This window comes from Streptomyces lydicus (assembly GCF_000717345.1).
In the GTDB taxonomy this organism is placed as follows: Bacteria; Actinomycetota; Actinomycetes; order Streptomycetales; family Streptomycetaceae; genus Streptomyces; species Streptomyces lydicus.
Window position 1 is genome coordinate 190210 of the sequence record NZ_JNZA01000001.1, and the last position, 11860, is coordinate 202069.

The 11860-nt window shown below is 69.5% G+C and carries 11 protein-coding genes and 1 pseudogene; 5 read left to right on the forward strand and 7 right to left on the reverse strand.

Features of this window, described 5'->3' with window-relative positions; translation table 11 throughout:
* Positions 1-114 precede the first annotated feature (114 nt).
* Entirely contained in the window at positions 115-1254 is a 1140-nt protein-coding gene (locus OO62_RS00820; RefSeq protein WP_033265111.1) for a DUF4185 domain-containing protein, read from the forward strand.
* A gap of 135 nt (positions 1255-1389) precedes the next feature.
* Here the strand turns inward: OO62_RS00820 and OO62_RS00825 are convergent, their stop codons facing one another.
* Complete coding sequence (locus OO62_RS00825; RefSeq protein WP_033265112.1) at positions 1390-2040, reverse strand: LysE family translocator; 651 nt, start codon at positions 2038-2040, stop codon at positions 1390-1392.
* Positions 2041-2356: 316 nt separating this feature from the next.
* Here OO62_RS00825 and OO62_RS00830 point away from each other — a divergent pair, with 316 nt between their 5' ends.
* Positions 2357-3790: a transcriptional regulator gene (locus tag OO62_RS00830; RefSeq protein WP_033265113.1), complete on the forward strand. Its 1434-nt coding sequence runs from the start codon at positions 2357-2359 to the stop codon at positions 3788-3790.
* A gap of 57 nt (positions 3791-3847) precedes the next feature.
* Here the strand turns inward: OO62_RS00830 and OO62_RS00835 are convergent, their stop codons facing one another.
* From OO62_RS00835 to OO62_RS00855, 5 genes and pseudogenes are all read right to left on the reverse strand, one after another.
* Complete coding sequence (locus OO62_RS00835) at positions 3848-4567, reverse strand: DUF4232 domain-containing protein (RefSeq protein WP_033265114.1); 720 nt, start codon at positions 4565-4567, stop codon at positions 3848-3850.
* A 49-nt stretch (positions 4568-4616) separates the two neighbouring features.
* Positions 4617-4739: a hypothetical protein gene (locus OO62_RS41245; RefSeq protein ID WP_266105120.1), complete on the reverse strand. Its 123-nt coding sequence runs from the start codon at positions 4737-4739 to the stop codon at positions 4617-4619.
* A 402-nt stretch (positions 4740-5141) separates the two neighbouring features.
* Positions 5142-5989: pseudogene (locus OO62_RS37525) on the reverse strand (FAD-binding oxidoreductase); the annotation flags it as partial.
* Between the two features lie 352 nt (positions 5990-6341).
* A complete protein-coding gene (locus OO62_RS00850) occupies positions 6342-7112 on the reverse strand; it encodes a glycosyltransferase (protein ID WP_051732491.1) in 771 nt (256 codons plus the stop codon).
* An 85-nt stretch (positions 7113-7197) separates the two neighbouring features.
* Positions 7198-8010, reverse strand: a complete 813-nt coding sequence (locus OO62_RS00855; protein ID WP_033265267.1) for a GntR family transcriptional regulator — start codon at positions 8008-8010, stop codon at positions 7198-7200.
* A 123-nt stretch (positions 8011-8133) separates the two neighbouring features.
* Between OO62_RS00855 and OO62_RS00860 the strand changes: the two genes are divergently transcribed.
* Complete coding sequence (locus tag OO62_RS00860; protein ID WP_033265117.1) at positions 8134-9228, forward strand: barstar family protein; 1095 nt, start codon at positions 8134-8136, stop codon at positions 9226-9228.
* A 144-nt stretch (positions 9229-9372) separates the two neighbouring features.
* On the forward strand, positions 9373-10371 hold the full coding sequence (locus OO62_RS00865) for a L,D-transpeptidase (RefSeq protein ID WP_033265118.1): 999 nt from the start codon (positions 9373-9375) through the stop codon (positions 10369-10371).
* Between the two features lie 79 nt (positions 10372-10450).
* On the opposite strand, the gene sigJ is transcribed toward OO62_RS00865, so the two are convergent.
* A complete protein-coding gene (sigJ, locus tag OO62_RS00870; RefSeq protein WP_033265119.1) occupies positions 10451-11374 on the reverse strand; it encodes an RNA polymerase sigma factor SigJ in 924 nt (307 codons plus the stop codon).
* 99 nt (positions 11375-11473) lie between these two features.
* On the opposite strand from sigJ, the gene OO62_RS00875 reads away from it, so the two are divergent.
* The gene (locus tag OO62_RS00875) at positions 11474-11854 is read left to right on the forward strand and encodes a hypothetical protein (RefSeq protein ID WP_033265120.1); all 381 of its coding nucleotides are present in this window, start codon (positions 11474-11476) and stop codon (positions 11852-11854) included.
* The last annotated feature ends 6 nt before the right edge of the window (positions 11855-11860 follow it).

Below are 11860 nucleotides of genomic sequence, written 5' to 3' on the forward strand. Positions count from 1 at the left end.
TCCACCCGCGCCACCCGCAGAAGGACGGCATCCTGTCTTACGTCCTCGACACCAACAGCGGTACCGAGGGCAGCTCTTGGCGCAGGTGAGTCGACTCTGGAAGGCATCGACAGGATGACGCGTTTACCGGACGAGCCGTACGCGACGGCCGGCGGGTACTCCCGCCGTAAGCTCCTCAAGATCGGCATCGGCGTCGCCCTGGGGGCGGGGGCCGTCGGTTCGGGCACCGGCGTAGCGGTGGCCGGCGGGCCGGGCGACCCCTCCAGCCCGACGTTCGCGACCAAGGTGAGGAACCTGAGCGGCCCGGCCGAGACCGGGCCGTTCGCCTCGCCGTGGACCGACCTCGGCATCCCCGCGCTGTGCCCGGACGGCACCATGCTGTTCGTCGGCGGCGACACCTTCAACGGCGACCACGTACCGCGGCCGGGCGAGCCCGCCGATGACTGGCGGGCCCCGATCGGCCTGCGCTCCGGCAGCGCCGACCTGAACAACCTGCGCATCGACGGCAGCGTCGGCGGCGGCCACGCCAACAGCCTGGTCGACGAGCCGCACAACCCGGTCGGCGACAAGGCCACGACGGCGATCCCGTCCGATGTGTTCGTCGTCGACGGCGTGATGTACATGCACCTCATGCGCGGCGTCATCTACGACACCCATCACACGGACTTCTGGCGCTCCACCGACAACGGTGAGACCTGGGAGTACCTGTGCCAGTGGCCGGGAGACCTGCACGGTGGCCAGTTCCAGCAGAAGACCTACGCCGTGGCCGAGGGCGACTACTGCTACGTCCTCTCCACGGTCTTCAACCGCGACGTGGAATCGGGGATGCTGCTGCACCGCGTACGGAAGGACAGCCTCGGCAACGCGGACGCCTACGAGCCGTGGGGCTACGTCGACGGCGACTGGCGGTGGAACGCGCCTGCCCCGACGACCGTCTTCGGCATCCGCAAGTGGGGCGAGATCTGCTTCCGCGCCATGGACGGCAAGTACGTCCTGACGTGGCTGAACATGAACCCGCTGTCGATCCGGGCGATGGTCTTCCCGCTCCCGACCTCGGACCTGACCAGGACGCTGGAGCAGACGATGATCCTGCCGGGTACCCCGGGGCAGGAGGCGGCCAACTTCGTCGCCAGTCCGTACGGTGGATTCGTCATCCCCGGCTCGACCTTCGGCAACTTCCACATCGTCGTCAGCCAGTGGTACGACGCGACGAACTACCGGTTCATGCAGTACAAGGTCAACATGCTGTCCTGAGCGAGTGCCTCGCGCCCGGCGCCGCCGTCGGAACGGCGCCGGGTACGCGGATCGGCGAACCGGCAGACCAGGCCGGCGACGTGGAGCCGATGGCGCCCGGTGCGTCCGTTCCGGTCCTTGGACGGAGCACGCAGGTCAGTCGGCGCGGCCGGTGGCGGCGACGGTCACCCCGAGGCCGATCATGGCGAAGCCGCCCGCTCCGCCGATCATCGACAGCCGGCGTTCGGAGCGGGCGAACCAGGTGCGCGCCGCCGAAGCGCTCAGGCCCCACACCGTGTCGGTGATCAGGCCGATGCAGATCGGTACCAGGCCCAGGACGAGCATCTGGGTGGGCAGCCCACCCGCCGAGTGGTTCACGAACTGGGGGAGCACCGCGGCGAAGAAGACCAGGCCCTTCGGGTTGGTGACGCCCACCGTGACGCCGTCCGCGATCGTCCGCAGATCACCGCGCGCCCCCTTCCCGCTGCTCTGCCCGGCATCGGCACCCACCTTCATGTCCTTGCGGTGCCGGAACGCCTGTACGCCGAGGACAACGAGGTACGCCGCACCCGCCAGCTTCACCGCCGTGAACACCGCCGCGGACCGTTCGACCAGCGAGCCGAGACCGAAGGCCACGGCGGCCACCAGCAGGTATGAGCCGAGTACGTTGCCCAGCACCGTCGCCAGCGCGGTCCGCCGGCCGTGGGCCAGGGCCCGGCCGATCACGAACAGCACACTCGGCCCCGGGATCACGATCACCAGCAGGGACATCGCCGCGAACGCGAGCAGACGATCGACAGACACCATGACTCTCACCTCGGCGGCCATTGAACCACGCACCCGGACAAGCGGTTTCGACGTGCTCTGCGGCCGAAAACGGTTGCCCTGGTTGCCGTGTCCTGCCCGCTATCGGTGCGAACATGATCCTCACGTATGGGGCGATGCAGACCACAGGGGCCCAATGTGGTCACCAGAGGATCGGTCATCCGGGGAATTCGGGATGGGGGGCGTGGGCGTTTGCCGGGCGGTGAGAGCGGTTTCAGGTGGACGGCACGTGGCACGTGTGCGGTGCGCGCGGGCGGGGAGGGAGTGACCAGTGGGGGCGGCTGAGGAAGCGGCTGGGGTGGCGGCGCTGCTGAAGGAGTGGAAGGACCGCTCCGGGTACAGCTACGGGGTGCTCGCGAAGCGACTGCACATGAGCACGTCGACGCTGCACCGTTATTGCAACGGCGACGCGGTTCCGACGGAGTACGCACCGCTTGAGCGCCTGGCACGGCTGTGCCGGGCGACGCCGGACGAGCTGGTGGAGCTGCACCGGCGGTGGATCCTGGCGGATGAGGCACGTCGGCGGGAGCGGGATCGCAGGCAAGGGGGCGGGAACGCGCCGGTCGTTGAGCGGGGCGGGGAGGGGATAGTCGGGTCCGGGGCCAACTCCGAGGCCGAGGCCGGGAGCAAGTCCGGGCCCGGGTGCGGGTCCAAGAGCGAGACCGAGGCTGATGCGGCCGGGACTGAGCCCGAGGGCGTGCCGCCGACGGTGCCCGTCGCCGCGCTCGCCGGTTCCGCCTTCGCTTCCGGCTCCGGTCGGGTCACCTCGATCATTCCCGAGGGGCGGTCCGTGCGCCAGGCGGCGCACGCGGGCGGCCGGCAGCGTCTCGCGCTGGTCGCCGGGGCAGTGGTGGCCGCCGTGGCCGCGTCCGCCGCGCTGGTCGCCGGACTGGTCTCCGGTGGCGGCGACGGCCGTAGGGCGGAAGCCGGGGCGGCCACGAGGGCGGAGCGCGGCAGCGAGCCGACGCAGACCGGGGGCGGCCGGTCGGCGTCTGCGAAACCGCCCGGCGCGGGTGCCGCGAGTCCCTCCCCGTCCTCGTCCCCGTCCCCGTCGCGCACGTTCGAAGGCAAGGCGGGCGAAGCCGGCGACGGGGTGCCCGGCCCGGGCGCGGCCGATCGTGCCGGGCTCCCGGTGAGTGTGGATGTCCGTCCGTACAGCTGGGAGGACCCGTGCAGTCAGCGCTACTTGGTCGATCGGGACCCGGGCGAGATGCCCCCGCCGCCCACCGAACAGGACGCCCGGGGCTGGATCTCGGCGCTGGGCGCGGTCTCGGCGGACAGCCAGCGGGTCCAGGTGTCGGTGCAGGGTGCCGGTGACGCGACGGTGGTAGTGCATGCCCTGCGGGTGCGCGTGGTGGGAAGTTCGGCGCCACCCGCCTGGGACGCCTACAGCATGGGCGTGGGCTGTGGCGGTGGCATCACGCCCAAGTCGTTCGGGGTTGCCCTGGACGCGGCGCGGCCACAGATCACGCCGCAGAACGGACAGCGGGACTTCCCCTACAAGGCGAGCGAGCGGGACCCCGAGGTCTTCACGATCCTCGCGCGGGCCGGTGCCCGCGACGTGCGCTGGTACATGGAGCTGGAGTGGTCCAGCGGGAACCGGCACGGCACGCTCCGGATCGACGACAACGGGGAGCCGTTCCGCACCAGCGGGATGGCGGGCCGGCCCCAGTACGACTACCCGCTGGGGGGCAGCAACAAGTGGGTCCCCGCCCCGAAGGAGAACGGCTGACCCCGGTTCCGGCGCGCACGCCGGAACCGGGACCCGACCGAGATCGGTGACGTCCCTTCACCAGGTCAGCGCGTCCTGGGCGGAGGTCTGCCAGTAGGTGACCCACGCCGAACTGTCGGTGGTGATACCGCCCTTGGGCAGCGTGAACCGCACGGACGGGCCGGTGGAACCGTTCCCCGCCCGGTTGGCGAACAGTACGCGCAGGCTGCGCGCGGTGTAGCCACCGCTGCCGGAGCCGTCCGCGGACCGGTACATGATCCCCGCGTACGCCGACTGGCCCGGTGCGAGGGTGATCACGGCCTGCGGCTTGGACCTCTCCAGGAACGCGGTGGCGGCCTGGCCCTCGTCCCAGCGGAGGTACGGGGCGTTGTAGGCGTAGCAGGGCACGGAGCCGGTGTTGGTGGCGGTGAGGAGCATGTGGTTGACGGGGCGATTGACCTTGATCGCGGTGACCTTCACCCGCGCATTGGTGCAGGCGACGGTCGCCGAGTGGCTCCCGGAACCCTGGCCGGCGGCCTGACCGGAGCCGTTCGTTCCATGGGGTCCGCTGCCGCCGGTGGCGCCCGACCCGGCCTTCGACGAGTGACCGTCCTTGGCCCGGCCCTTCGCATCCGCCGAGGACGGGGCGCCCTGGCCGCCGGTCTCGGGCGCGGAGGACGCGGCCGGTGCCTGGCTGCCGGTGTCCTTGGTGCCGTTCTCGCAGGCGGTCAGTGAGAGGGCGGCCGCCAGCACGGTGGCGGAGGCGGCGAGGCGGGTGGTGTGCCGGGCGATGCGCATGGTGAGTGGGTGCTTTCTCTTGCGGTGGGTCCGGTCGGCGGACGTGACGTCAGAGACGGCTGACGACCAGGAGGATGACGGTCGCTGCCGATGTGGCGAGCACCGCCAGGGCCACCGCGTCAGTGAGGACGTCGGGACGACGGAACCGGTGAATCCGGATGAGCGTCCGCATGGCGTTTCCCTTCGGCATGACCTCGTCGATGCTTGCCGTCCCGAGCTTGCGACGCCGTCCGTCCCAGCCGCCCCGGGCACCGCGAAAACCGGGACGCCGGAACGCTCATACTGCATCTGACCTGCGAGAACGGACCCTCCCTGGAACGCCGTGCAGGGACACGCCGGGCCGTCCGCCGAGCAGCGGCTGGCGTCCGCCGCGGCGCCGCAGTGCCGTCCGGGTCAGGACGGCCGCGCCCAGGGCGGCACCGAGCAGGCCGCCCGCCACCGGGGCGGGGTGGCGGGCCAGCGTCGTCAGGGGAGAGCCGGCGGCAGAGTGCTCGTCGAAGATGCCGTGGGTGCCGTAGTCGTGGCCGTCCTTGCCGTCGGCGGGTTCCCAGAGGTTGCTGGGCCGGTCCGCCGGCGACTCGCACGCCGGCACCGGTACGAGATCCAGCTCGGCCCGCAGCACGGTGACGAGCGTGCCCTCGCTGCCCACCAGGGCGCGGGCGAGGTCGAAGCCGTTCTCCGGCAGCAGCGAGTCGAGGTTGTAGCCCGACACCCGCCGCGGGATCTTCGGGAAGCCCCGGCGGACGTCCCCCCCCGGTAGCGGTCGATGAGCTCCCGCGCCCCCTTGTACAGCTCCGCCCGGCGGCCACCGGCCGCCACGGCCCGCTCGTACTCCTCGTCCGAGGTGGGCCCGCCCCACATCCGGGCACCGTCGTAGGTGAGAATCTCCAGCCGCCGCACATTGTCGACGGTCTTGCCGTACGCCTGCGCCGACGCCCCACACGAGTTGTTGCCGATCATCCCGCCCAGCGAACAATGGCTGTGCGTAGACGGCTTCGGCCCGAACTGCAGCTTCTGGTCGGCGAGTTGGCGATTGAGCTCATCCAGGACGATGCCCGGCTCGACCACACAGGTGCGCCGCTCGGCATCCACCGACACCAAGCGGTTGCAGTACTTCGTCCAGTCGATGACGACGGCGGTATTGGTGCACTGCCCACCCAGGCTGGTCCCGCCGCCGCGGGAGAGCACCGGCGCCCCGAACTCCGCACACACCGCGACCGCGACCGCCCCGGCCTCGACGCTCCGGGGCACCACCACCGCGATCGGCACCTGCCGGTAGTTCGAACCGTCGGTCGAGTAGGCGCCCCGGCTCCCCGCGTCGAAACGCACCTCCCCGTCCACCCGCGCCCGCAGGGCCCGCCGCAGAGCCTTCGTACGCAGCCCGGGCACCGTGCCCTCCACGTCCCCTGCGCCGCGCTCCATCGCCACACCTCCCACCACTCCACCTGCGGCCGTCGTCAGCCGACCACAGGACACGGGTTCCCCCGGGGAAAGAGAAAACGCGCGGGTCAGCACGGATTGCGTCAGATGCGCCAGATGCGCCAGATGCCCCGGGTGGGGGAGGGAGGAGAGCAAGGCGGCCCCCGGGACTTGAGTCCTCGGCTATCTGTCCCGGAACAACGGGGTGCGCGAGATGCGGACCGCGGGAGGGCGGCTACGTGTGGAGGATCTGAACGGCCACCCGGGGCACCAGCCGTTCCGTCGCAACCGGACCCCGGCAGTCAGCCCCATCCCGCCGACCGCCGAACTCATCGAGGATGTCCGTGACCGGCCGTCACGTATCGGCATCCGCACCGGGTGTGACGGCAGACCAGGCCCGAAGCGCATCGGCGTGCTCCTGGATCAACGACATCCGGGCTTCCCATTCCGGCCCAGTCTGGTGATCAGGATGCGTAGTGATCTGACCTCCGTGTTTCCGGTACAGAAGGCCGGTCTCGCCGAGGAACCATCCGTCTGCCAGAGCATCGAGTCCGAGCAGGAGACCCGTGTCACCGGAAGCCGGCAGGGCCATCCAACCGCCGAGTAGCGCCAGGAGGGGGCGGCGGACACACAGTGTGGCGGGGTGGATCTGGGGGCGACGGTTTTCGGCCCAGAACCCGTAGGCGCTCCCTCGTGGAAGCTGACCGGGCTCCGGATCACCGAGTTCGAAGGAAACGGTGCTGCCGTCCTCAAGGAGGTCAATCGCTCGAGAGGTGGTCCACCCCACCGCTGGATGCCTTTCCAACACAGCGATGTCGCGCGCAAGAGTTCCGGGAGTGAGCTGGTCGTCAGCGTCCAGGTTCTTTACGTACACACCCGTTGACCGGGCGAAGGCCATGGTCCGTGCCACGTGCGGGCCGCCACGGCGGGACGCCGAGATTCGGATGCGCGGATCGTCCGTCGGGAGCTGGGCCGAAGCATGGACGTCGGCTCCGTCTTCCTGCACACACCACTCCCATGACCAGCCGTCAGGAAGCTCTTGGGCGCGTAGAGACGCGTACGCCTCCGGGAGGAAGTGCACCCCCTCGCCATGGACCGGGGTAACGATCGAGATGAGCGTGTTCATGAAAACCGTCCTGTAAAGCCCTGCGAGGGACTCCAACGCCAGCCGAGGCTGCGGATTGCCTGCATTGCGCTCCCTTTCCGGGGTATTAACTCCAACGCTCCAGCTGTGTGGTGTAGATCAGCTCGATGCGCTCTGCGGGAAGTGGAATCTCGGTGACCTCGACGGGTTTGTCTTCCGTCGAATAGCTGACCTTGCGGATTCTTATGAGCGGCACACTGGGCGGAATATCAAAATCCCGTATCTCTTCAGGTGTGGGCATGCCGGCCGTTACATGATCTACGACCCTGTCCAGTTCCACTCCAATGGTGTAGAGCTGGTGCATGGTGCCCCCTGGCCACGGCTCGCGGTGGGGATCCAGCAGGTCTGGGTTGCCGCGCACCAAGTCGTACGGGAGGTAGCTGATCGAGCGGCTGGCGCCCGCCTTTTGGGCATGGCGCCTGGTGTAGGTGCGGCGTAGAACCCGTGTTCCTGGGGGCAGCGCCAGGGCATCGCGAATCTCTGGCGGCGCCTCGATGACTGCGTAATCTGCACGATCCTCATGCAGGTCCTGCAGAGGGATTCCTGAGTCGGCCTCGGACGCCCCCACAGCCGAGCGCTCGGATTCCGGCAGTTGAACCGCTGATTTCTCCATGTGATAGCGGGTGTTCTGCCGCTTTTTGTGCGGAGGCGGTACGCGCACCCAGGTGTTTCCGCCCGCCAGTCCTGACAGGACGCCCGTTGCTTTCAGGCTCACGACAGCCTTGCTGGCGGTGTTTTTGTTGACGCCGTACTCCTCGGCCAGGGCGGCAATGGTAGGCATCTGGTCGCCAGGGCGCAGAGCTCCGCTCTCGATCTGCGTCAGGAGCGCGGTGACAACTTTCTGCGCGCTGCCGGCGGCGCCCCGCGTGGGCTTGGTCATGGCCACACTTTCGCAGAGTGATCACATCGAAGCAAAACCTTCCTAGGAAGGTGCTGACCGGGTGCGGCAAACCATCGCGACCGACTACGGGAAATAACTTCGCCGTCGGAACCTGGTCCCGGCATGATTCCCAGCGTGCAGGAGGACGAGGACCACCGCGGGCGAACGCGGTACACGCTGACCGAGACAGAGCACGGGCATGCCTGGGGCGTTTGCGCCGAGGCGGAAGGGCTGTTCGGAGAACCCCCACGCGGGACCTACGAGCTGTTCGGCTGGGTTCCACAAGCAGAAGTGGGCGGCTGGATCGGCAACCGAGTGTGGCTGGTGCCGGATGACGAGACGCTCGACCCCTGGTTGCTGGAGGACGCGGAGAGCCCGGCGCAGCCCCTTGGGACAGACAGTCTCGTGCTCACCGGCCTGGACGACTACGAAGGTCCGCCCGAGGGACACAGGGGCCGCGTTCGCGTGCATGACGGGCACCGATGGCTCGGCTCCTGCCGGGAATTCACCCGCGTCCTGCCGCACAAGCAGTCGGCGCCCCCGCTCGTCCTGCGGGGGCTCGACGAGGGGGATCAGCTACGGGCGGCACTGGCGAAGGGCACCCGGCGGGCGCTGGACCTGGAGCAGGCCGCCCTGGAGATACGAGACGATCAAGGTGAGCCGCTCACCGAACGCCTGCTCTGGGCGAGAGTCAGCGCTTGGCGCCCCTCCTCCTACGGGACGGATCTGATCGACCTGGAACTCGATGGAGAGCTCTTCAGGCCCGTCCCGGAACACGCCAGGCCCGTCTGGGAGCGGTGGCTCGTTGGGCCGCCTGACACGGCGGCCGCCTGGGCCGGCCTTGATACCCGACGCCGCTGGGCCTGGCGCGATCTCGTCCGAGAGCGAGCTGCCTACCGTGCCCTCTGTGACCGGCCGGCCGGACACGCCTACGAACTCGATGGTCGGCATGTCACCGACGAACCGGGCCTCTACCTGGCGCTCGGCGAGGCGGTGAACGGGCCGGGTGGTTACTTCGGCGGCTGCCTTGCCGCCCTCGACGACTGCCTGCGTGGCACCTTCGGCTACACCGCCCCCGCAACTCTGCTCTGGCGGAACGCTGCGACCGCACGCGAGCACCTGTCCCAGGCCCTGTCACCGGATGGCCAGCGCTACGACCTGTTCGGGGTGGTCCTCGATGCCTTGGCCGAGGGCGGCATGCACGTCACCCTGGCGTGAGCTACGAAGTGGAAGATCTTTAGCGTGCCCCATCCGCGGTGCGCACCGAGTTTTGGGACATGTTTTACGCGACGCATGCAACTGCAGCCCGTCCTCTCTCCGTCTGACAGGGAGTCGGGCCCGTCAGGGCCGAAGAGCGAGAGAGTGGGGCAGGTCGTGGGGCGGCGCAAGGGCGGCATAGGGATCGCACTCGTGACGGGTGCGATGCTGGTGGGCGCGAGTGCCTGTGGCGGGGGCGGCGGTGACAAGGCCGGTGGGGACGACGCGAAGGCACCGGGCAAGCCGAGTGCGAGCGCCTCGCCTTCACCGACGAAGCCCGCGGGCCCGCCGATGCTTCTGGACACCATCACCCCGCAGACGGGCACCACCGCCGGCGTGGCCATGCCGATCTCGGTGGTCTTCACGAACCCGGTGGAGGCCAAGGCACGGGCCACGGTGGAGAAGCACATGAAGGTGAGCGCCTCGCATCCGGTGGCCGGTGCCTGGCACTGGTTCGGCGACAAGCGCGCCGACTGGCGGCCGAAGACGTACTGGCCCGCCGGCACGAGCGTGAAGATCGACGCCGACCTGAAGGGCGTCAGCAACGGCAACGGACGCTACGGCGTGCGCAGCTACACGCACACCTTCAAGATCGGCGACGATGTGCGCGCGGATGTCTCGGTGACCGGCCACACCATGAAGGTGTCCCGGAACGGCAAGCCGGTGCGCACCCTGTCGATCAACGCGGGCAGCGCTCAATACCCGACCTGGAACGGCACGATGGCCGTCATCGACAAGCAGGAGAAGGTCCACATGACCTCCTGCAGCGTCGGCATCAGCTGCAACAAGGGCAGCTCCAACTACTACGACCTGACGCTGCCCTGGGATGTCCACCTGACCCAGTCCGGCACGTACGTGCATTACTCGACCGGGGATCCCAATCCGGGCAGCGGCAGCGCCCGCGGCTCGCACGGCTGCGTCCACCTCTCCCTGCCGGACGCCAAGTGGTTCTACGGCCAGGTCAAGCAGGGGGATCCCATCACCATCACCGGCTCGCCCCGTGCCAAGGCATCGGCCGACAACGGCTACGCCGCCTTCAACCTGGGATGGGGGCAGTGGCTCGCGGGCAGCGCGTCCGGGCAGCGGACGACCGCGACGCTGTGATGCGCTGCGGTGGAGGCGGCGGTCAGTAGTCGTCAGCGGCAGGCCAGTGAAGCGAAACACGATGCAGGAATGCCTCTGGCTAGCGCTCCCGTGCCCACGGCCGTAGCTTCTGCGGGTTGCGGACTGCCCAGATCCGGGTGACGCGCCCGTCGGAGATGTCGAACGAGGCTACGGTCGTGACGACGCCGGCACGCCGGGCCACCAGGCCCGGCCCGCCATTGACCGACCGTTCCAGGAGTTCGAGCCCCGGAGCCTTGTCGGCAATGGCGACCATGTACTGGGCGATGCGCGCGCCGCCCTCGACCGGGCGCAGGACGGTGCCGACCATGCCGCCGCCGTCGGCGGTCATCACGGCGGCCGCGTTGAGGAGACCGACGAGGGTTGCGATGTCCCTGGTCTCCCATGCCTCTTTGACGTGCCTGATCACGTCTGCCCGGTCGGTCGTCGTCACCGGGGCGGGGGCGCGCGCGACGCTCACCCGCCGCCGGGCGGAGGCGGCCAGCTGCTTGCAGGCCGCAGTGGTCCGGCCGAGAACGACGGCGATCTCGGCGAACGGGTACCGGAAGACGTCGTGCAGGACGAACGCCACCCGCTCGGCGGGCGTCATCGACTCCAGGACGACGAGGAAGGCCATGGACACCGACTCGTCCAGGACGATCTGGTCGGCGGGGTCTGCAGGGCCGGTGGAGTCGGCGCCGCCCGCGTGGCCCCACTCGGTGCGGTCGGGCAGCGGCTCGGGCAGCCACGCGCCGACATAGCGTTCACGGCGGGCCCGCGCCGAGCCGAGCAGGTCCAGGCAGATGCGGCTGGTCACCGTCGTCAGCCAGGCGCCGGGGGACACGATCTCCTCCTGCCGGCTCCGCGGCAGCCCGTACCAGCGGGTGTAGGCATCCTGGACGGCGTCCTCGGCCTCGGTCAGCGAACCGAGCAACCGGTAAGCGACGTTGATCAGTTGGCGTCGCTCGCCGGCTGTTCCGTCTGCGCTGGTCCCGACAGTCCCCATCTTCCGGCCGCCCCCTCGCCTTACCTTTCGCAGGCCCGCGTCGTCGGGTCGGTGAGACCTTATCGACCACTGCCCGAGGGCGGAAAAGGGGACTGTGACATGACCACTCAGGTGACGGCGACGGCGAACGCACCGCGCAGCTCCTCGTTCCTGCGGATCGCGATCGCCCTGCAGACCCTGACCCTCTTCCTTGAGGCGGTCTCCGCCGGACTGCTGCTGACCTCGTCCTACGGAGAGACGCTGCACAGCGTCGGGGCCCGTGTGATGTACGGGGCGTCGATGCTGTACGTGCTCGCGGCGGTGCTGGCGTGGAGGCCGGGCGGTGGCTCGCCCCGGCCCGTCCGGCACGCGTCGGGTTTCCTCGTCTTGGCCTCGGTCCAGGTCGTGCTCGGTATCGCTCACGTCCCGTCGGTCCATCTTCCCCTGGGTGTCTTGATGTTCGGTCTGAGCGTGCTGGCGCTGTCCCGGCGCAACCTGTGAACCTGC

Excerpts from the sequence above, each read along its gene's own strand:
- OO62_RS00875 (WP_033265120.1), top strand. The coding sequence starts at position 11,474 with ATGACCACTCAGGTGACGGCGACGGCGAACGCACCGCGCAGCTCCTCG.
- OO62_RS00825 (WP_033265112.1), bottom strand. The coding sequence starts at position 2,040 with ATGGTGTCTGTCGATCGTCTGCTCGCGTTCGCGGCGATGTCCCTGCTG.
- sigJ (WP_033265119.1), bottom strand. The coding sequence starts at position 11,374 with ATGGGGACTGTCGGGACCAGCGCAGACGGAACAGCCGGCGAGCGACGC.
- OO62_RS00855 (WP_033265267.1), bottom strand. The coding sequence starts at position 8,010 with ATGACCAAGCCCACGCGGGGCGCCGCCGGCAGCGCGCAGAAAGTTGTC.
- OO62_RS00820 (WP_033265111.1), top strand. The coding sequence starts at position 115 with ATGACGCGTTTACCGGACGAGCCGTACGCGACGGCCGGCGGGTACTCC.
- OO62_RS00835 (WP_033265114.1), bottom strand. The coding sequence starts at position 4,567 with ATGCGCATCGCCCGGCACACCACCCGCCTCGCCGCCTCCGCCACCGTG.
- OO62_RS00850 (WP_051732491.1), bottom strand. The coding sequence starts at position 7,112 with ATGAACACGCTCATCTCGATCGTTACCCCGGTCCATGGCGAGGGGGTG.
- OO62_RS41245 (WP_266105120.1), bottom strand. The coding sequence starts at position 4,739 with ATGCGGACGCTCATCCGGATTCACCGGTTCCGTCGTCCCGACGTCCTC.
- OO62_RS00860 (WP_033265117.1), top strand. The coding sequence starts at position 8,134 with ATGATTCCCAGCGTGCAGGAGGACGAGGACCACCGCGGGCGAACGCGG.